Source organism: Laceyella sacchari (assembly GCF_004343255.1).
In the GTDB taxonomy this organism is placed as follows: Bacteria; Bacillota; Bacilli; order Thermoactinomycetales; family Thermoactinomycetaceae; genus Laceyella; species Laceyella sacchari.
Map to the genome: position 1 here is coordinate 319,153 of NZ_SMDD01000002.1, position 20,380 is coordinate 339,532.

A 20,380-nucleotide genomic window follows, 5' to 3' on the forward strand; every position below is an offset into this window, starting at 1 on the left:
TTTATTCACCTGCACTTGCTGCTTGTACGAGCTGAATGAACGAATCCGCTTTGAGGGCGGCTCCGCCCACCAACGCGCCGTCGATGTTGGGCTCTGCCATGAAGGAGCGGATATTTTCCGGTTTTACACTGCCTCCGTATTGAATCCGCACTTCATTGGCCACCTGTTGATCATAAAGGTCAGCCACGGTTTTACGGATGAAAGCACACACTTCTTCAGCATCCGCCGCTGTTGATGCTTTGCCCGTACCAATGGCCCAGACGGGTTCATAAGCGATGATCGTTCGCTTCATCTCCGCCGAAGACAGCCCCGAAAAAGCCGCTTTCACCTGCGTTTGCACCACTTCTTTGGTTTGATCAGCTTCGCGCTCAGAAAGTGTCTCACCCACGCAAACGATCGGGGTCAATCCGCCATCCAGTGCTGCCCGTGTCTTTTTGTTTACTGTCTCATCCGTTTCCGCGAAATAGGCGCGCCGTTCAGAGTGACCAATAATCACATATTGGACGCCGGCCGCTTTCAACATCGGCACACTCACTTCACCAGTGTATGCCCCTTGTTCTTCCCAATGGACATTTTGCGCACCGATGCCGATATCTGTCCCTTGGGTCGCTTCGGCCAATGCCGGCAGAGCGAGATAGGGAGCACACAACACCGCTTCCACATCAGCAGGCAACGTGGTCCGTTTCACTTCTTCAACAAAGGAAAGGGCCTCCGCCGCCGTCTTGTGCATTTTCCAGTTACCCGCAATGACAGGAGTACGCATGCGGTTTCCTCCTCACTTATTTATCATCCAAAGCCGCTACACCCGGCAGCACTTTGCCCTCCAGGAATTCCAGCGAAGCCCCACCGCCAGTGGAGATATGATCCACCCGATCGGCCATGCCCGCTTGGGCAATTGCTGCCGCGGAATCCCCGCCGCCGATGATCGTGTACGCCGTAGATTCGGCCAACGCTTGAGCGACTGCATTCGTCCCTTTAGCAAACTGTTCAAATTCAAACACACCCATCGGTCCGTTCCAAATCACCAATTGGGACGCTTTCACCACATCAGCAAACAATTCCCTGGTTTTCGGCCCGATATCCACTGCTTCCAAATCCTCAGGGATTTGATCGATAGACACGGTTTTCACTATGGAAGGATTGGGACCAAACTCGTCGATGACGACGGCATCGATTGGCAAGTACAACCGAACACCTTTCTGTTCAGCTTGCGCAATGAACTGCTTTGCCAACTCCACTTTGTCCTCTTCCAACAGAGATTTGCCGATCCCTTGGCCTTGCGCATGGATAAAGGTGTAAGACAATCCGCCACCAATGATCAGATTGTCCACTTTGTCGAGCAAGTTTTCAATCACACCGATTTTGTCCTTCACTTTCGCCCCACCGATGATAGCGGTGAAAGGACGTTTCGGATTGGCAAGCGCCGTTCCGAGAGCTTCCAACTCTTTTTGCAACAGCAGACCGGCAACGGCCGGAAGATGCTCTGCGATACCTGCCGTGGATGCATGCGCGCGGTGAGCGGCACCAAATGCATCATTCACGTACAGGTCAGCCAGGTTGGCAAAGGCTTTTGCCAGCTCGGGATCGTTCTTCTCTTCACCCGGTTCAAAACGGACGTTTTCCAGCAACAGCACTTCGCCGTCAGCAAGCCCGGACACACGGGCTTCCACCTCGGCTCCAACCACTTCATCCACTTTGGCCACTGGTTTGCCCAATAGTTCTGACAAACGCGCCGCCACTGGCGTGAGCCGCATTTCTTCAACCACTTTCCCTTTGGGACGCCCCAAATGGCTAGCCAGGATGACTTTAGCCCCTTGCTCCACCAATGTCTGGATGGTGGGCAATGCGGCGCGAATCCGTGTATCGTCAGTGATTTGCCCATTCTCCATCGGCACATTGAAATCTACCCGACAAAACACACGTTTACCACGAACATCAACATCTTTGACCGACTTTTTATGCATGGCCCTTCCTCCTTATGTTCAACACAGGCGCTTCATCTAATCAACCCGCGCCTGTGAGCATGAGAAAGAGGAGAAAAGCTCTCCTCTTTTATACTCATGGTTACCCGAGAAATAGGATAACACATTTTACATTAGTATAACATTATAGGCCTTTGCTTGCGATATAGCTTGCAAGATCGACAACACGGTTGGAATAACCCCATTCGTTGTCATACCAAGAAACGACTTTCACCATATTGCCTTCCATTACCATGGTGGACAAGGCGTCGATAGTGGAGGAATGAGGATCCCCATTGTAGTCGATCGATACGAGCGGCTCTTCGGTGTAATTGAGGATGCCTTTCAACTCGCCTTCAGCCGCCTCTTTCAGAACAGCATTCACTTCTTCAACCGTTACTTCTTTTTCCAGCTCAGCAACCAAGTCAACAACAGACACGTTTTTGGTCGGCACACGCATTGCAAAACCGTTCAGCTTGCCTTTCAGCTCCGGCAACACCAGAGAAACCGCCTTAGCCGCACCGGTGGTGGTAGGGATGATGGACTCGCCAGCTGCACGTGCACGACGCAAGTCTTTGTGCGGCAAGTCAAGGATTTGTTGGTCGTTGGTGTAAGCGTGAACGGTTGTCATCAGACCACGCACAATACCAAACTTCTCATGCAACACTTTGGCGAACGGAGCCAAGCAGTTGGTGGTGCAAGAAGCGTTAGATACAACATGATGTTTGGAAGCATCGTATTGCTCGTGGTTTACACCCATCACAATGGTAATGTCCTCGTTGGAGGCCGGTGCGGAGATGATCACTTTTTTAGCTCCGCCGTTCATATGCTTCGCCGCATCTTCACGTTTGGTGAAACGGCCGGTCGATTCAACCACGATGTCTACACCATAATCAGCCCATTTGATTTGGCCTGGATCACGTTCAGCCAACACTTTTACTTCGCGACCATCTACGGTAAAGCCATCCTCCGTTGCAATCACAGTAGCGTCCAGCTTGCCGTGAACCGAGTCATATTTCAACAGATGGGCAAGAGTTTTGGAGTCAGTCAAGTCATTTACTGCTACGATCTCCAATTCGGGATGATTAAGCATTGCCCGAAACACATTGCGGCCGATACGGCCGAAACCATTGATGCCCACTTTCACTTTTGCCATGATTAAAATCCTCCTCTTAATCTCTTGTTGTATTATCACCGATTGAATGCGCCATTCATTCCTGATGGACAATCGCATTATTCAGGATAGCTCTCGCCGCCCCTTCATCTGTGATGAGCGTATCCTGGGAAACCAGCGAACAGACAGCCACGATCGCCTCCGCCTTGCTGGCGCCCCCGGCGACGGCAATTTTCTGTTCAACGCGCTCCAATCCTTCCAAATCCAATCCCAAAGTGCGAACGCGATGCACAATCTGGCCGTCCCGGTCAAAATAGTAGCCGAACGATTCCCCGACTGCCTTTCCTGCCTCCAGCTTGGCAAGAACCTCTGCCGAAGATTTCCGGCGGATGGCCATCGTTTTGGCGTCTCCAATCCCGTGTACTACCATGCGCGCTGATCGGAGCAGATCCAACACTTCCCTGATGTGGGGCTCCTTCTGCAAGGTTTGATAAGCTTCATCGCTGAGCTCATCGGGGATGTGCAACATGCGGTATGTTCCGCCAGTACGCTTGGCCATCAGCGAGGCGATGTAGTTGGCTTCCAATTCTACCGCCTCCCCCACACCACCGCGCGTCGGCACAAAGGTTGTTTGTTTGAACGCCGACGTCGGCATCATCATCTCAGCCACCGCCAGCATGGTGGTTCCACCTGATACGGCGACGATCTGCTCCGGCGCAGCCTGTTGTTTCAAGAATCGGGCGCCCGCTCTGCCCATTTCCTTTTTCACCCAATCAGAGGTATCCGCGTCCCCTGGCACAATCACCACATGTTTCACACCCAGAAACGCTTTTAACTCCGCTTCCAACTGGTTCAAACCAAACAACTCTTTCATCAGCGGCTCCATCTCGGACAAAAGATCGATGCCTTCTTGGGTCAACTGCATCCCGGCAGAACCGACCGCCACCAATCCCTGCGCCCGCAGAAAATCCACTTCCGCCCGCAACACTCGCTCAGTCGTTTGCAACTCAACCGTCAGGCTTCTCCGTCCTACTGGTTGCATCAACTGGATATGACGCAAGATGTCATATCTTTTCTGCATGGTTTGTAACAGATCAGGCAATAATTGCTTTTGTAAGTTTAAGATCTTTTCCATCGGATCCCCCATCGTAGGACACATTATGTCCCGCATAAGACAAAAGTGTCCCGATCCGTTCAAAAAAAATCCCCGTATCGGGATCACTTTCATTTTATCCTAAATAAAGTTTCTTTGACAAGTTCGTCAGCCCGTTTTATTGAAAATTCACAGAAAACGCTTACGTCCCGTTGAAGAGGCAATCCCCAGCTCTTCGCGATATTTGGCGATGGTTCTTCTGGAGATGCGGATTCCTTCCAATTTCAACAAATCGGCTATTTTCTGGTCGGACAGCGGTTGTTTCTTATCTTCCCCTTCTACCAAGATCTTAATCTTTTTCTGTACCGTTTTTTGCGACATGCCTTCACCTGAATGCGTAGAAAGGCCTGACGGGAAGAAGTAGCGAAAAGGATACAACCCCCGGGGAGTTTGAATGTATTTATGTTGGGTTGCCCGGCTGACCGTCGATTCATGTAACCCTACATCTTCAGCGATCTGCTTTAACGTCAGCGGCCGCAGATAATCCACCCCGTGATCCAAAAAGGCTTTCTGTTTTGACACGATCGCTTCTGCGACTCGAATGATGGTGTCCCGGCGCTGCTCAATCCCCTTGATCAACCACATGGCCGACTGCACCCAATTTTTCAGATATTGGGCCACATCTTCATCCAACCGTTCCCGTTGTTTGATCAACCGCTGATAGGCGGCGTTGATGGTCAAGCGGGGAGCCTCCCCTTCTTCAAGTAGTACCACATACTCGCCATCCACTTTCTCCACCACCACATCGGGAGCCACATACCGCGGAGGTTCCGATGCATATGCCGCCCCTGGGCGTGGATGGCAGGATTTGATTTCATCCACCGCCGCCTGAACGGTAGGTACATCCACCCCCAAAGCTTGGGCGATTTTGCGCCATTTGCCGTCCGCCACGTCTTCTAAATGGCTTCGTGCGATGCGAATTGCCAGCTCATTAGGCGTGTCACGGTGGCGCAATTGAATTTCGAGGCACTCTCCCAAATTTCTGGCCCCCACACCGATCGGGTCCATTTCCTGAATGATGGATAAACATTTCTCCGCCAATTTCTCACTTATCTGAAAGCGCTTACATATCTCTACTAGCTCCAGATCAAGATAGCCTCTTTCGTCCAAACTGTATATCATGTATTCGCAAATGCTCCGTTCTTGCTTGGGAAGACGCATCTCTCGCAACTGCATCATCAGCTCATCGGCAAGCGTTCCGGTTTGGGCCCGCGCATAATCCCTCGCATCTGTCCGTTCTTCTCGGCTGTAACCCTTACGTCTGGGCTCTGGATGCTCCGTCAGATGCTTCAGCCACTTCTCCAATTCGGCAAGTGCGGCATCCTCCAGTTCCAAAACCGGATTCTCTGCAAACTGTTCTTCCAAGTACGTTTGCAAATCCGCCGCGGAATATTGCAACAGCTGAATAACTTGGCGCAATTCCGGTGTCATCACCAATTTCATACGTTGCTCTTGCACCAAGCTAAAACCCATTTGTAAAGCCATTCTCCCCTCCCACCTCCGCTGCCGTGTAAGATCAGGGCAAGTGTGAACCTCCATGCCAGTTCATATTAATTTCATTTTATCATAATCCTAGTGCCAGCTTTGGATTCTTTTTTTTCCAACAACTTTTCCACTTGAGAATCGCATATTTTTCACTTTTTACTTGCACACGGATATTGAACATGCTATAATCTTTTTTGTCGGATTGCTATATTGACTTGCGCCTATAGCTCAGGGGATAGAGCACTGGTCTCCGGAACCAGGTGCCCAGGTTCGAATCCTGGTAGGCGCGCCATACTAAAGACCGTTCCTCTTGTGAGGGGCGGTTTTTTCGTTTTATCGCCATGTTTCCTTACATTTCATATCTCGTTCATGCTGATGAACATTAACTTTCCGTGGCTACATCAACCCAATGGCCGTAATTGGAAAACCAAGTGCGCTGATCGTCGGAATCCCAATAAAGTGCCCGGCACAGGCACTGACTGGACACATGAGCGTGTCAATGCCAATCGCGCAATCTCGTATTCACATCCCGTACAGAGCAACCATGCCGACTGGCGCCACAAAAAGGCACAGACGGCTTTTTCATTGCCCACGCAGAAATCTTCCGTTTCATCAGCGCTGACAAAGGGTAACTGTTTTCAAACCGGGAAACCTCGCTCCTGGTGGCTCAATCATCGAAACAAAGGAGGGTTTTATGTTTCGCAACTGCTTCATCTATTTTTTTCTGACGTGTTTCTGTTTTATTCCCATCGGCTGTTCCCCCGCCAAGCCCGCCGATCAATTAACACTGGAAAAGGGGACCTTCTCCTTTGCAATGAGTGGCTTGTACAAACCGTTCAGTTACAGAGACTTTCGGCAAAACGGAAAAATCAGCGGATTTGATGTGGAGATCGGCTATGCGTTGGCCAAAGAAATGGGTTTGAAACCACGCCCCGTCACCACGCCTTGGGAAACCATTATCGCCGGACTGGAAGCACGCAAATACGATGCGATTTTAGGCAGCATGGCGATCACAAAAAAGCGCGACCAAGCGGTGGACTTCACGGACCCTTACTACCGGTCGGGAGCGCAGGTCTTCGTTAAAAAAGGGAATCGCAGCATCACGTCAATCAAAGATCTGAAAAACAAGACCATCGGTGTAGTGAAAGCGAGCACCTTCAAAGATGTGGCGTTGACTCACTCCTCATCGATCGTGGAATATACCAGCGATATCACGGCTTTGCAAGACTTGCCGACGGGACGCATCGATGCCGTCATCACCGATCAAGCGGTGGGGCTGTACGCCATGAAGCAAATGAAATTCCCTATTCAAACGGTTGGAGAACCCCTGACGCTAGACAACATGGCCATAGCCGTGCACTCTGGAGACGAACGCTTGCGACAAAGGCTGAACCAAGCACTGGCTCAGATCATTGCCAATGGAACGTATGAAAAAATCAGCCACAAATATTTTAATCGGAATATTTTGTCATCTAACGCCGAAAAGGAGGCCATTTCTAAACCATGACTTTGTTGGAAATTTTCCAAACCACCTTCATCGGCTTCAACAAGGCCGCTTGGCAGACGGTATTGCTCACTTTTTGGTCATTGCTGGTCGGAACGGCGATCGGCCTTGTGTTCGCTTTTTGCAAAATATCAAGCAACAAGTTATTAAACGGCCTCGCCCAATTGTACATCACCGTCATTCGCGGCACTCCCCTGATCGTCCAGATTTTTGCCATCTACTTCGGGCTGGCCGAGTTTATTGTCTTGGACTCGTTTACCGCAGGGGTCTTCGCGTTGGCCATCCACGCTGGCGCCTACATCGCTGAGATTTTTCGCGGTGCCATCCAAGCGGTTGACAGCGGCCAAATGGAAGCGGCTCGCTCTCTCGGCATGAGTTACTCGCTGGCCATGCGCCGCATTATTTTGCCCCAAGCTTTCCGCCGATCCATTCCCCCTTTAGGCAATCAGTTTATCATCGGCTTGAAGGACTCCTCACTCGTTGCTTATATCGGCGGCACCGAACTTTGGTCAGCCGGTCTGGGAGCTGCTGCCGACAATTTCAAGCAATTTGAGACGTACTTTATTAACGGATTGTATTATTTGGCACTCATTCTTTTGTTTACTGGTCTGCTACGGCAACTGGAGCGGCGCCTTCAGGTGGAAGAAAAGGGGGCACAAGGATGATTTCCATCAAAAGATTAGACAAATGGTATCACTCCCTGCACGTCTTGCGTGATATCAACTTGCAGGTGGATGAAGGAGAAGTGGTCGTCTTAATCGGCGCCAGCGGATCGGGCAAAAGCACCCTGCTCCGATGTCTCAATCGGTTGGAGCGCGCCGATCGGGGGGAGATTCACATCCTGGGCCGGGAGATCAACCAGACAGACAAAGACTTGGATCAGCTTCGGCAACAAGTCGGTATGGTGTTTCAACATTTTCATTTGTTTCCGCATATGACGGTGATCGAAAATGTGATAGAAGCCCCCATCCACGTGAAGAAGATGAACCGGCGCGCTGCGGAGCGTTTGGCGACAGAAATCTTGCAGAAAGTGGGACTGGCTGATAAAATGCACAACTATCCCCATTCGCTGTCCGGTGGGCAAAAACAACGGGTGGCTATCGCCCGCGCCTTAGCTATGCAACCACGAATCATGCTGTTTGACGAGCCTACTTCCGCTTTGGACCCCGAATTGGTGGGGGAAGTGCTTGCCGTCATGAAAGAGCTAGCTCAAGACGGCATGACGATGGTTGTGGTCACGCATGAAATGGGCTTCGCTCGCGAAGTGGCCGATAAAGTGGTTTATATGGACGAAGGGCGCATCATTGAACAAGGCACACCAGAACAGATATTTGACGCGCCCCAAGAAGAACGAACCCGGCGCTTCGTAAGCCAGGTCTACAAATGAGAAAGCCTGTAAGCCATCTGCCGCACCAATGTATATGGGTTACAGACTTTTTCCTTTTACTCGCACCAAGGAGAAATAACGAGAAGAATACGCCACATCTCGGATGAGGCCGCTTTCACAAATCGTCCGCACAATCGAACAATGGTGTTCAAATATAATTTGTAATCAATGTGATAAAATATCTCAATGTATCCAACAAAAATCACATCATCAGGAGAGAATCATCAATGGCAAGTTGGATGAAAAAATTTGGTTTGGCCTGTGCGGCCTTATTATTACTGATCCCGATCGGCGTGTCAATGGAATGGTATTTTATCTCGTTATTTTTGCCTTAATCATCCAATGATCTCCATAAAAATACAATCAATGATTTATTATTGAAAGAGCGGATGCTTTCCTTACTTGGAGGTAATCCGCTTTTTTTATGCGTGTGTCACCCACTCCTCTGCCGTGGAGATGACGCCATGTAAAAATCGGCCCCCTCTCATTTGACCTTTTTTGACCAATAGAGTATGATAAGGTTACACACCAATTTGCGAAAGAAAGAAAGGGGGAAGGGGGCTGTTCTGCTAAAACAGTCACCCACAACAAATGAACCTAGTCCCTATTGTAGTAGAGCAATCCAATCGTGGTGAACGTTCATATGATATTTACTCCCGCTTGCTCAAAGACCGGATCATCCTCCTCGGTAGCCCTGTGACCGATGAAGTGGCTAACCTGATTGTGGCTCAATTGCTGTTTTTGGCTGCCGAAGACCCGGAAAAAGATATTTCCCTGTACATCAATTCGCCGGGTGGTTCGATTACAGCCGGGATGGCCATTTATGATACCATGCAGCTCATCCAACCTGACGTTTCCACCATCTGCGTCGGTATGGCGGCTTCCATGGGCGCTTTCTTGTTAGCCGCCGGTGCCAAAGGCAAGCGGTTCGCACTGCCCAACAGCGAAGTGATGATCCATCAACCGCTCGGTGGAGCAGAAGGACAGGCTTCGGATATTGAAATTCGCGCCAAACGCATCATCCGCATGCGTGACAACCTCAACCGTCAACTGGCCGAATTCACAGGCCAACCATTGGAGAAAATCGAGCGTGACACAGACCGTGACAACTTCATGAGTGCGCAAGAAGCGCTCGAATATGGATTGGTTGACAAAATCTTGACTTCTACCAACCAACGGTAAAAAGTGCCTGTGGGGATTCTCCTCCCCCAGGCTTTTTTTCGTTTATGATAAAGTGGACACTAAAAATGAAAGGGAGATGCCTGATGCAAAACCGTCACGACCGCGCTTTGTTCTGGGTATGCATGGTGATTGCCGCCATTATGGGCTTGTCCTTCCTCAGCAAGCTTTTCCACTGATTGATCCAATCAGCCTAAAAAAGCACCTGATTCCCGAGAGAGATCAGGTGTTGATTTTCTTTGTCACGGGGTTTGTAGCCAATTTTCCGGAGCAATGACTTTCACATGGACAGGGGTAACCGGTGAACCCATGTTCACCTTGTGGTAAACCCGATTTGCCAATATTCGGTACTGTTCCGGACGCCATCCCTTGTCCGGCAAAACCATCAAGATCACTTTGCGTCCATCGTACTCCATGCGTACATCGCGAACGCCCGGGACGTTCATCGCGATTTGCTTGAATTTGCTTTCCTGGAAACTGACGTAGCTGTATGAATGGCTATCTTTATCAAGTCCAGTGCGCTCCGTCGGCTTTTCAAACCGTTGGCATCCTGTCAGCACCAGCACAACCATGCACAAAAAGATCCAAGCTTTCCTCATGTGCTCACCTCCAGCCTTAGTGTTTGACTTGGTGAGCCGTTTATGCAAAAAAAGCCGCAGCTTTGCGCCGCGACTTTCTACACCCGGTTGATTGGACCATAATCCTCTGGCAGTAGCATTTGTTCCGTTAGTACGAGCACCCAGATGAAAATGAATACGAACACCGCCGACAGCGCCGGTTGGCCGAGCAAAACGGCCCCACTCCCTCCGATCATGACCAACAACAGTCCGATCAATAGCACGGGCCATCGCAATTTGCGCCATACCAAGATCCCCGAGATGAGAAGCGGTACCAGAACCAATGCGCTTGCGCATGGAATTTGGGGTTGCACCGGCGCATAACGCAACAAGCCGCGTTCAACCACCGGCTCCATGTCAACCCACAAGATCTCCATAAAGATGCCCATCACCGTCACCACAAAGGTATATAAGTGATACAGCACCTGTACGAGCAGACTCTCAGTCCACTCCAGCCGCAAACGGCGCACAATATCTAACGCAACAAACACCAATGTTGGTGTGAGCAAGACATGGAACAAGGAACGAACCAAACTCAGGCCTTCCAACATATCACCTTCGCCAATCCAATTGCCGAGCGCCAAGATGGCGTTATCGTAGATCATCGCCAGTGTGATAAACATCAGCCAGTAGGTTCCCCAATAGGCCGACTCGCGAATAAAACGAAAACTCCAAATAAAAAGTGCAATATAGGCAACCGTAAGAATCGGATACAGAAAAACGTCCATAATTTCCTCCAATGGAACGTACATTCTTAAATTGTACTTTTTTCCTCTTCTGTTACTTCCATCTTATAAAAAAAGGCTCCCCCGTGACCGCACCAATTGTGACATGATTGATACGGTTTGGGCATAGGCGCGTCTGTCTTTATCGGCCCAATCGGAAGAAAAGAGCCAATCATCGGCTCTGAAGGCGTTATAGGCAAAGCAAAGCGGCCCATTGCTTCGTTGCTATCCACTTTGTGGACGTCGCAACAGGCCATTTCATTCACAGGCCGTCCCCACCGGCATGTGCGGACGACCTTTCAAGCATGGATGGCGTTCCCTTTGGAAGGCACGCTCGTGTTCACTCTGACTTGCCGACCATTTCCGCCAGCACTTTTACCGCTTCTTCCTCATCGGAACCGTCCGCGATGATCGTGATTTCCGTACCCCGGGACACCGCCAAGCTCATGATCCCCATAATGCTCTTCGCATTCACTTTCTTCGTACCTTTCACCACGAATACATCGGAGGCAAATTTGTTCGCTTCTTGCACAAACAGCGCCGCAGGGCGGGCGTGTAATCCCGTTTCCAATTGCACTACTACTTTTTTCTCTACCATCATACATTCCTCCTATGGTTGCTCATTCCGCCTCGCGCAATTTGTGAGCCAGCTCATCCAACTTGCGCAAACGGTGGTTGATCGCTGATTTGCTCACTTTCCCACTCGGAAGAAGCTGCCCCAATTCAGCCAAGTTCACATCGGGATACTTCAACCTCGTCTCCGCCACTTCCTTCAAACGGTCGGGCAAATGATCCAGTCCCAGTACCTCTTCAATCAGGCGGATATTCTCAATCTGGCGCATGGCCGCTTGAATCGTTTTGTTTAGATTGGCGGTCTCACAATTGACTATGCGATTGACTGAGTTCCGCATATCCTTCCAAATCCTTGCGTCTTCAAAACGCAAGAGTGACGGGTAGGCTCCAATAATATTAAGGAATTCCCCAATCTTTTCCCCTTCTTTGATATAAACGACAAAACCTTTTTTTCGTTCAATGGTTTTGGCGTGCAACTGGAAATCATTCATCAACTGGCATAATGCTTCACTATGATCATAATACGTGGACACAATCTCCAGATGGTATGAGGCGCTGTCCGGATTGTTTACCGATCCCGCCGCCAAAAAAGCACCTCGCAAATACGCCCGCTTGCAACACGGTTCCGTGAACAGGTCCGGTGAAATCCCCGTCACCCGTTCCCACGATCCTTGTTTGAAAATGCAGAGATCAGACAATATCTCGTCTGTACGGGTCGATAAGCGAATCAGATACACATTGTTCTTTTTGAGGCGCACTTTTTTGCGGACGAGCACTTCGGGCTGCAACTGATACAATTTTTTGATCAAAGAGAAGACATATCTCGCTGTCGATGGGTTCTCAGTGATGAGGTCAAGCACCAACGCTTTCTGCTTGACGTGCACAGAACCATTCATTCTGATTAAGGCTGACAGCTCGGCACGCTTACAGCAATCATCTGATTCCAGTTGAGTCAATTCCTTTTTTATGGTGGAAGTAAACGACATACAGCATCCCTTCTTTATCCGCTTTGCCGCTGAGCCATGCGTTCGCGAATCAAACGAAGGATATGAGCACTGATTCGGTCTGCATCATGACGCAAAACAGACTGGTATAAAAGTAAATTATCGGCGACGGCATGGCAACCCAATTTGTTGATCCGTTCAATATCGGGTATTACCATGCGCTGTTTCTTTTTGGCGTACTGCCGTTGAATCTTAAGCGGCGGCACCTCGTTGTTGATGATGGCGACATCAAACAAGCGCTCGCCGACATGATCATAAATTGCCCGCAAATGATCGCTGGCCATAAAGCCATCCGTTTCCCCTGGTTGGGTCATGACATTGCACACATATACCTTGCACGCTTGGGAAGCGCGGATCGCTTCGCTCACATCCTTTACCAAGAGGTTGGGCAATATGCTGGTGTAAAGGCTTCCCGGCCCTGCGATGATGCCATCCGCCTCTTCGATCGCCCGCAACACGCCGTCCGAAGGTTTGGGGTCCTGCGGATTTAAAAATACCCGGCGTATGCGTTTGCCCGTTTTGGGAATTTGCGACTCGCCTTTAACAATCGTTCCATCCGTCATCTCTGCCATCAGGACAACATCCTGCTCGCTAGCTGGCAATACTTGTCCTCGCACAGCCAACACGCGACTCATCGCATTGACCGCTTTGGTGAAATCACCAGTGATCTCGGTCATCGCTGCCAACATCAAATTCCCTAATGCGTGCCCTTTTAATCCTTCTCCATTTTCAAACCGGTATTGCAACACACTTTCCAACAGAGGTTCCGTCTGGGCCAGGGCGACGAGCACATTCCGAATGTCGCCGGGAGGGGGCATATGCAAATCGTTGCGCAAACGCCCGGAACTCCCCCCATCATCAGCGACCGTCACCACGGCAGTGATATCGATGGGTAATTTCTTCAAACCTCGCAAGATGACAGAGAGGCCCGTTCCCCCTCCAATGCATACAACTTTGGGGCGGGTGAACGATTCCCCATTGAAATTCTGTTTGCTCGCCACGCTTATCCGCCTTTCTCGATGTCTCGATGGGCTACCCGGCAATGAACTTGCTCTTTAAATTTCCTGCAGAACGCTTCAGCCAATGCCACAGACCGGTGCTTCCCTCCCGTGCAACCGATCCCAACGACCAATTGTTGCTTGCCTTCGCGTTGGTACTGCGGAATCAAAAACTGAAACAAATCCTCCATTTTCTCCATGAATTGTTTAGTTTCAGCCCACTTCATGACGTATTCTGCTACAGCGGCGTCCTTGCCGGTTTGTGGACGCAATGCATCCACATAGTGGGGGTTGGGGAGAAAACGCACATCAAACACCAAATCGGCGTCGATCGGGATTCCATGCTTAAAACCGAACGACATAAAGGTGACCGCCATGTTGTTCGATTCCATGTGCAACAGGCGTCTCGCAATCTTTTCTTTTAATTCGGCCGGTTTGAGCCGGCTGGTGTCTATAATCTGATGCGCCCTGCCCTTCAGCTCTTCCAACAGCTTGCGCTCCTGGAGAATGCCTTCGAGTGGCGTGCCGTTGTGTGAGAGCGGATGGCGGCGCCTCGTCTCCTTATACCTGCGCACCAAAGTCTGGTCATCTGCATCCAAAAACAAAATCTGATGCTGAATGCCATGCCATTGTTCAAGTTGGTTCAACGCTTCAAACAAGGAGGAAAAGAATTCCCTCCCTCTTAAATCGATCACCAAGGCCACCCGGTTCAAATTCCCTTGGGACTGCTCCAACAACTCCGCAAACTTGGGTAATAAGACAGGCGGCAAATTGTCAACGCAGAAAAACCCATTATCCTCTAAACTTTGCATCGCGACGGATTTACCCGCCCCGGACATCCCGGTGATGACAATAAGCTTTCCTTCTTTGCTTTTATTCACAGCCATCACCTCTAATTCCATCTCAACTCGTTATCATCTATTATACCTTATTTTCGCTCGCGTGCTAAAAGTCCGGCGGCCCCAATGTAACCGGCCCGGTTCCCCAATTGAGCCAACACCACATCCACCCCTTGTCGGGCATTGGGTTGCGTCCGCTTAACATACGCTTCGCGAAGCGGCTGTAACAGCGCTTCTCCGGCATAGGATACCCCGCCTCCGATGATAAAGCGCGCCGGGTTTAACACCACGGACAAAGCTGACATCGCCTGCGCCAAAGCATCAATCGCTCGTTTTTTCACTTCCAGCGCCACCGTATCCCCGGCCGCCGCCGCCGCAAAAATTTCTTTGGTTCCGACTTTCTCCACATCCACCAACACGGTGCTCCGTCCGGCCGCGATCGCTTCCTTGGCCATACGCACCATTCCCGTGGCGGAAGAGAAGGTTTCCAAGCATCCCCGCATGCCACAATTGCACGGATGTCCTTCAGGATCGATGGTCATGTGCCCCACTTCCCCAGCAAAGCCGTATCTGCCATGCAACAATTGGCCATCCAGAATGAGGCCGCCACCTACTCCGGTGCCCAAGGTAATACACACCACATCATCCACGCCGGCACCAGCTCCACACCATGCTTCACCCAGAGCAGCCACATTGGCGTCATTGTCAATTTTAACCGGAATCTGCCAGGCTTCTTCGAGCAACCGGCGAATCGGCACTTCTTCATGCCAGCCGAGATTGGTCAGTTGCTTGACAACCCCCGCCTTCACATCCAAAAATCCAGGCAGGCCAACACCCACTCCCGCGACATCAGCCCAGCGGAGCCCCGCTTCCTTAGCCAATTCGCGCGCATGGGTAACCATCCGGCCGATGACACCGTCAACGCCCTCTTGCGCAAGCGTGGGTTTTTCCATTTCCAACACCGTGTGGCCCTGACTGTCCACCAGACCCATCTTCATACTTGTCCCACCGAGGTCAATGCCAATCCATCGTTTCCCCATTGCTGACACCTCAATTGTTGTTCGAAAATAACCTATTTTAACATTGATTGCGTAATATCTCAACAAAAATTGAATCCGTTTACACCTTTAACGATAAGAATAACACAAAAATCGGGGAGCCGCACCCGCGGACTTCTCGACACAAAAAAAGCCGCTGACATCGCCCAGGTCAACGGCTTCAACGCAGTAATCCCTTTATATTCAAGGGGGCTTTTTGCTCTTTTAGCTTAATACATGCATATGTGTTCTGTGTGTTTGTTTATTTAATGGTTGGTTAAAATTATTTTCCATCGATATAGTCTTGCAAGAACGCCTCGATTTGTTCTTTCGTTTTGGCAAAGCGGCTCGGCAACCGCCCCACTTCTTTGCCGCCCTCAAACACGATGAAAGTCGGAATGCCTTTCACGCCGTATTCTTCAGCAACCTCGCGCGCTTCATCCACATCGATTTCGGCAAAAGTCATGTGGTCGGCAAATTTCTGTGCCAATTCGGGCATGTCCGGCGCAACCCGCTTGCAATCCACGCACCAGTCTGCACTAAACTCAACCACTTTCTTGCCTTCTGTGATAAAGTCAGCAAAGCTTTCTTGGTTTAACTTTTGCATCCCTTGTTCCTCCTTAATCAAAGCAACGTTGCGCCAATGGACCCAGCAACTTTACGTAACGGGACACGGATGAAAGCGAGACTTGATACTTCTCAGCCACTTCTTTCTGCGTAATCCGAACGCCCAAGTGCTTAGACACCAAGTACTCCAGCGCAGCAGCCCAACCTTCGGCTTTTCGCAACTGCCGCCACTGTTCTTCATGCTCATCCCGCACCAGCATCCACAATCGTTCCACAGCTTGTTTCATTTCGGCAGATGCATCGGCCATGTGGGACAAGCAGCATGCCAAGATCTGCCGGCCCGCCTCTGCTCGTGGGGACTCGTCCCCTTTCAGCCGCAACAAAATCGTCTCTGCCAATTTCTTCAGCTCCGGCTCCAGGCCTTCTTGTCGTATGAACTGCTCCAACAATCGCGACACTTCTTCGTCAGCGATCCAACCAAGCAGATTCAGCACCTGACGCTTGGTTTCAAAGTCGCCACGACTCAAGGCCCAGAAAAAAGAAGAACGGATCAGCGGATTCCCTTTCCACTGTTCCAGCAACGCTTGATCAGAAGCTAAGTCTTGCAAGCGCAAGTACTGTTCCTCAAACGGCAGTTGATAATGATATTGGAGTTTGGGCAATGGCTCCTGATCAAGCAACTCTTGGGCATGGATAAGATGAAAAGCAGGCACATCCTCATCCGGGGCTATCTTAACCGCGCGGCGCCAGTAACTTAAAGCCCGCGTCGGGTTCCCGTTGTTCCAGGCAGCCACCGCGGCATAATGGTATAAGCTGACTGTCTGCACGTCATCATATTTCACCAAGCGCGCAAACAGCTCATAAGCCACGGCGTGTTCGCCCAAAATCCCCAGCGTGGTCGCCAGCTTGCAGGCGTGTTCTTGATTCAGGGGAATCAGCTTCTTCAACATGTCGATAATCAACGTACTGATTTCCGTCTCCCCCATATGGTGGGACAAGACTGCCAAATTGCACAGGGCGTGCAGATTGTTGGGGTCCATCTCCAGCACTTCGTTGATGGCCGCCAAGGCCTGCTCCATCTCCCCGATATAATAATACGCCAGAGCCAAGTTGTTGCGAGCTGCCAAGAAATCTGGATACTCCTCTAACATATCCTCCATCATTTGAATCGCCTGCAAAAAACGCCCCTGTTCGAGATGTTGGCGGGCTTCTTCATGTTGTTGCACATAAATCGGCTGATGGGGTGGCAACGGCTCCCGAGGTGGACGCCCCAATTCCTGCGCCAACATCACCAACATTTCTTCCGCCTCCTCCGCAAATTCCCCATCGGGGTCATGCTGGAGGTATTCGAGCAAATAATCTTCGGCCAACTCCAAATCTCCCATGTTGGCCGCATTATTCGCCATATAAAACAGGCATTCATGCAGGTCAGGCGCAACCGTGTTAAGGACATGCTCCAACACTTCATTCGACTCTTCAAAGCGGCCCAACTCTGACAAAATCCCCGCCAAATTGCAGTGGTTAATCGGATTTTCCGGTTCTTTCTCCATCGCCAGACGGAAATACTTGACTGCACGATCGTACCGATGGCGATCCAGCGAACGCACCGCCCGCTCAAAAAAGAATCCGGCATCCATATTCAAACGAACAACTTTTTTATTTAAGCCAACGTGTGTTTTTTTCATATTTTCCCTCCAACCAGCACTTCTGTCAAAGCTGGTGGTCTGACGCCTGCGCCAGAGCATCGCTATTTGGCGCAAAACGGGTGCGCCGGGACAATCTCTTGGGTTCAGGAACATTATAACCCAAGTCGACGGCAAATACGACGGAAACGTTCATCCTTCGCCAAAGAACCCCGTTTAATCGGTGTTTGGCGTTACCTTTTGAACCACTTTTCGCCCACTGTCTCGACGTGATAAACCCAAGCCCTTTTTAGCGTCGGAAAACATGTCAGCGGCTCCAAAACCATCCCTCTTTTGCCTCGTTTGCCTCTTAGCGCCCATCAGGAAAGGTTTTTTCGCCGCTTCGATCGGTCAGCTTGATACATCAAACATCCTTTACTCATCTTTTACCACTTTTACCACATTGTCAGCGTTTTCAGGCTTGTATCCTTTAATTCGGCCTACCTGCTCCCACACTCTCATCCCCACATACTCCCCATCATCAAACCATTGCCCCAACAGGTTCAAGGTATACGGTGTGTAGAGAGAATCGCGGAAAATGACGCGTAAGTAAAAGCCGCTTTTGTCATGTAGTCCATAATCTTTGAGCATCATTACCAAATCAGTCAATGATATTTTACAAATGAGGAAATTTCCCGGCGGCAAGGATTGCGGAATATCACTTTCCATAAATGTCTGCGGCAAAGGCACGCGAATGGAACCATGATCATTCTCAAAAATGATCAGACTGTGCACATTCATGACGTAGATGGAGATCGGCTTCTGATTGACCGCCCGCACCACAAGGTACTCCTTCTCTTCTTCAATCAAGGTCCAAACTAATTCCAATGAAGGCCTAATCGCATCACGCGCTTCTCTGGTTTGTTGCAAAGCCACCCATACAGCCGCCACGGTGGCTATCGCTCCAGCCCATTGCCCGATTGCTCCCCACATTTCCCAATTGAGATACCACGGTTCCATCCCTAGCCCCCCTCACATCCCATCAATAAATTATAAAAAAAACATTATTCATAAAATTATTTTATCACATCTTTCATCCCACTTGGTCTTTTTGTCACATCCTGTTCACATCTATCGCCTTTTTCTTGGCCGATTCTGCGGTTGATTTCATAAAAAAAGCCACTCCTTGCAAAGAGTGGCAATTCATTCATAAACGATCCGCGCCGCCAGGCCTCATTTTCCGTGCCGTTCACGCAATTCCGCCAGAACATCGCCAAACGGCAAATCTTTTTCTCGCAACAAAACAAGCAAATGATACAGTAAGTCGGCGGCTTCATATCGCAACTCTGCCTGCCCTTCATTCTTGGCGGCAATGATCACCTCCGCCGCCTCCTCACCCACTTTTTTCAGAATTTTATCGATCCCTTTATCAAACAAATAAGTCGTATAAGAGCCTTCCGGACGTTCCTGCTGTCGCTCGGCGATCACTGTTTCCAACTGGGTGAGAATCGATTCGGGCTCCGGCTTGTCCGCTTCTCCCTTGAAACAACTGACGCTTCCCGTGTGGCAGGCCGGCCCATTCGGTTCTACTTGAACCAACAGCGCATCTTGATCGCAATCGCTACTTACCGCGATCACTTTTTGCGTATGTCCGGATGTGGCGCCTTTATGCCACAGCACTTGCCGTGACCGGCTGAAAAACCATGTTTCTCCGGTCTCAAGCGTCTTCTCCAACGACTCCCTGCTCATGTAAGCCAAGGTGAGCACCTGCTTAGTGCGTCCATCCTGCACGATCGCCGGAATTAATCCGTCCGCGCCAAATTTCAACTCGCTCGGATCCACATTGACTAACACCGCACCTCCACCCCTTTCTCCACAAGCGCCTGTTTTACTTCACCGATTGTGAGTTCCCGGAAGTGGAAAACGGAAGCAGCCAATGCCGCAGCTGCATCGGTTTTGACAAACACTTCTACGAAATGAGCGGTTTCCCCCGCTCCGCCGGATGCGATTACGGGAACGTTGACCGCTTGGCAAATTTGATCCAACAGAGGCACGTCAAACCCGTTTTTATGTCCATCCCGATCCATGCTGGTGAGCAAGATTTCCCCTGCCCCGCGAGCAACCGCTTCTTGAGCCCAATCCACCGCGCGCATATCGGTCTTCTGTCTCCCGCCGTGGGTATATACCACCCAATCCCGCCACTCGTCATCATATTTGGCGTCGATTGCCACGACGATGCACTGGTTTCCAAAGCGGGCTGCCCCTTCAGTGATTAAATCTGGGTTTAAGACAGCAGACGTATTGATAGACACCTTGTCCGCGCCAGCTCGCAACAGGGCAGTCATCTCTTCCACGCTACTGATCCCGCCCCCAACGGTAAACGGGATCGTCAATTCCGCCGCCGCCCGTTCAACCACATGGAGCATCGTCTTGCGCCCTTCGACGGTGGCGGAGATATCAAGAAACACCAATTCATCAGCCTGTTCCCGATCATACTGCGCCGCCAACGCTACCGGATCCCCCGCATCTCGCAGATGATTGAAGGAAACCCCTTTGACCACACGGCCGTCTTTCACGTCCAAACATGGAATGATCCGTTTCGTCAGCATTTTCGC

22 protein-coding genes and 1 tRNA gene are annotated in these 20,380 nt (G+C 50.4%); 5 read left to right on the forward strand and 18 right to left on the reverse strand.

Going from position 1 to position 20,380, the window contains the following annotated elements; all coding sequences use genetic code 11:
• Position 1: 1 nt before the first annotated feature.
• From tpiA to rpoN, 5 genes are all read right to left on the reverse strand, one after another.
• Positions 2–763, reverse strand: a complete 762-nt coding sequence (gene tpiA, locus EDC32_RS08665) for a triose-phosphate isomerase (protein ID WP_132221468.1) — start codon at positions 761–763, stop codon at positions 2–4.
• Between the two features lie 16 nt (positions 764–779).
• Positions 780–1,964, reverse strand: a complete 1,185-nt coding sequence (locus tag EDC32_RS08670) for a phosphoglycerate kinase (RefSeq protein WP_132221470.1) — start codon at positions 1,962–1,964, stop codon at positions 780–782.
• Positions 1,965–2,106: 142 nt separating this feature from the next.
• A complete protein-coding gene (gene gap / locus EDC32_RS08675) occupies positions 2,107–3,117 on the reverse strand; it encodes a type I glyceraldehyde-3-phosphate dehydrogenase (RefSeq protein WP_132221472.1) in 1,011 nt (336 codons plus the stop codon).
• 55 nt (positions 3,118–3,172) lie between these two features.
• A complete protein-coding gene (locus tag EDC32_RS08680; protein WP_132221474.1) occupies positions 3,173–4,210 on the reverse strand; it encodes a sugar-binding transcriptional regulator in 1,038 nt (345 codons plus the stop codon).
• A 147-nt stretch (positions 4,211–4,357) separates the two neighbouring features.
• On the reverse strand, positions 4,358–5,713 hold the full coding sequence (rpoN, locus tag EDC32_RS08685) for an RNA polymerase factor sigma-54 (protein WP_158283297.1): 1,356 nt from the start codon (positions 5,711–5,713) through the stop codon (positions 4,358–4,360).
• A 217-nt stretch (positions 5,714–5,930) separates the two neighbouring features.
• Between rpoN and EDC32_RS08690 the strand changes: the two genes are divergently transcribed.
• The 5 genes from EDC32_RS08690 to clpP all read left to right on the forward strand — a co-directional run bounded on the left by EDC32_RS08690 (position 5,931) and on the right by clpP (position 9,786).
• A tRNA-Arg gene (locus tag EDC32_RS08690) sits at positions 5,931–6,005 on the forward strand.
• Positions 6,006–6,407: 402 nt separating this feature from the next.
• Positions 6,408–7,220 (forward strand): ABC transporter substrate-binding protein, encoded by an 813-nt coding sequence (locus tag EDC32_RS08695; protein WP_132221478.1) that lies wholly within the window; start codon positions 6,408–6,410, stop codon positions 7,218–7,220.
• 2 nt (positions 7,221–7,222) lie between these two features.
• The gene (locus EDC32_RS08700) at positions 7,223–7,882 is read left to right on the forward strand and encodes an amino acid ABC transporter permease (protein WP_132222028.1); all 660 of its coding nucleotides are present in this window, start codon (positions 7,223–7,225) and stop codon (positions 7,880–7,882) included.
• Entirely contained in the window at positions 7,879–8,604 is a 726-nt protein-coding gene (locus EDC32_RS08705) for an amino acid ABC transporter ATP-binding protein (protein ID WP_132221480.1), read from the forward strand. Before EDC32_RS08700 ends, EDC32_RS08705 begins: the two co-directional genes overlap by 4 nt.
• Positions 8,605–9,195: 591 nt before the next feature.
• On the forward strand, positions 9,196–9,786 hold the full coding sequence (gene clpP / locus EDC32_RS08710) for an ATP-dependent Clp endopeptidase proteolytic subunit ClpP (protein WP_102993510.1): 591 nt from the start codon (positions 9,196–9,198) through the stop codon (positions 9,784–9,786).
• Positions 9,787–10,025: 239 nt separating this feature from the next.
• Here the strand turns inward: clpP and EDC32_RS08715 are convergent, their stop codons facing one another.
• From EDC32_RS08715 to hisF, 13 genes are all read right to left on the reverse strand, one after another.
• Positions 10,026–10,382 carry a hypothetical protein gene (locus EDC32_RS08715; RefSeq protein ID WP_132221482.1) on the reverse strand — a complete coding sequence of 119 codons (357 nt, stop codon included), beginning with the start codon at positions 10,380–10,382 and terminating at the stop codon, positions 10,026–10,028.
• 77 nt (positions 10,383–10,459) lie between these two features.
• Entirely contained in the window at positions 10,460–11,128 is a 669-nt protein-coding gene (locus EDC32_RS08720; RefSeq protein ID WP_132221484.1) for a hypothetical protein, read from the reverse strand.
• A 337-nt stretch (positions 11,129–11,465) separates the two neighbouring features.
• Positions 11,466–11,723, reverse strand: a complete 258-nt coding sequence (locus EDC32_RS08725; protein WP_022737547.1) for an HPr family phosphocarrier protein — start codon at positions 11,721–11,723, stop codon at positions 11,466–11,468.
• Between the two features lie 22 nt (positions 11,724–11,745).
• The gene (whiA, locus tag EDC32_RS08730) at positions 11,746–12,684 is read right to left on the reverse strand and encodes a DNA-binding protein WhiA (RefSeq protein WP_132221486.1); all 939 of its coding nucleotides are present in this window, start codon (positions 12,682–12,684) and stop codon (positions 11,746–11,748) included.
• 14 nt (positions 12,685–12,698) lie between these two features.
• Positions 12,699–13,703, reverse strand: coding sequence for a gluconeogenesis factor YvcK family protein (locus EDC32_RS08735; protein ID WP_132221488.1), 1,005 nt, complete (start codon positions 13,701–13,703; stop codon positions 12,699–12,701).
• Positions 13,704–13,705: 2 nt separating this feature from the next.
• Positions 13,706–14,587 carry an RNase adapter RapZ gene (gene rapZ / locus EDC32_RS08740; protein WP_132221490.1) on the reverse strand — a complete coding sequence of 294 codons (882 nt, stop codon included), beginning with the start codon at positions 14,585–14,587 and terminating at the stop codon, positions 13,706–13,708.
• A gap of 41 nt (positions 14,588–14,628) precedes the next feature.
• Complete coding sequence (locus tag EDC32_RS08745) at positions 14,629–15,579, reverse strand: ROK family glucokinase (RefSeq protein ID WP_132221492.1); 951 nt, start codon at positions 15,577–15,579, stop codon at positions 14,629–14,631.
• Between the two features lie 280 nt (positions 15,580–15,859).
• Positions 15,860–16,183, reverse strand: coding sequence for a thioredoxin family protein (locus EDC32_RS08750; protein ID WP_132221494.1), 324 nt, complete (start codon positions 16,181–16,183; stop codon positions 15,860–15,862).
• Positions 16,184–16,196: 13 nt separating this feature from the next.
• Complete coding sequence (locus EDC32_RS08755; RefSeq protein WP_158283298.1) at positions 16,197–17,828, reverse strand: tetratricopeptide repeat protein; 1,632 nt, start codon at positions 17,826–17,828, stop codon at positions 16,197–16,199.
• 372 nt (positions 17,829–18,200) lie between these two features.
• On the reverse strand, positions 18,201–18,785 hold the full coding sequence (locus EDC32_RS08760; protein WP_132221498.1) for a hypothetical protein: 585 nt from the start codon (positions 18,783–18,785) through the stop codon (positions 18,201–18,203).
• Positions 18,786–18,841: 56 nt separating this feature from the next.
• A complete protein-coding gene (locus EDC32_RS16370; protein WP_158283299.1) occupies positions 18,842–19,018 on the reverse strand; it encodes a hypothetical protein in 177 nt (58 codons plus the stop codon).
• Positions 18,999–19,619, reverse strand: coding sequence for a bifunctional phosphoribosyl-AMP cyclohydrolase/phosphoribosyl-ATP diphosphatase HisIE (hisIE, locus tag EDC32_RS08765; protein WP_246026900.1), 621 nt, complete (start codon positions 19,617–19,619; stop codon positions 18,999–19,001). The genes EDC32_RS16370 and hisIE overlap by 20 nt, the downstream gene beginning before the upstream one ends.
• Positions 19,613–20,374, reverse strand: a complete 762-nt coding sequence (gene hisF, locus EDC32_RS08770; RefSeq protein WP_132221500.1) for an imidazole glycerol phosphate synthase subunit HisF — start codon at positions 20,372–20,374, stop codon at positions 19,613–19,615. Before hisF ends, hisIE begins: the two co-directional genes overlap by 7 nt.
• Positions 20,375–20,380 lie beyond the last annotated feature (6 nt).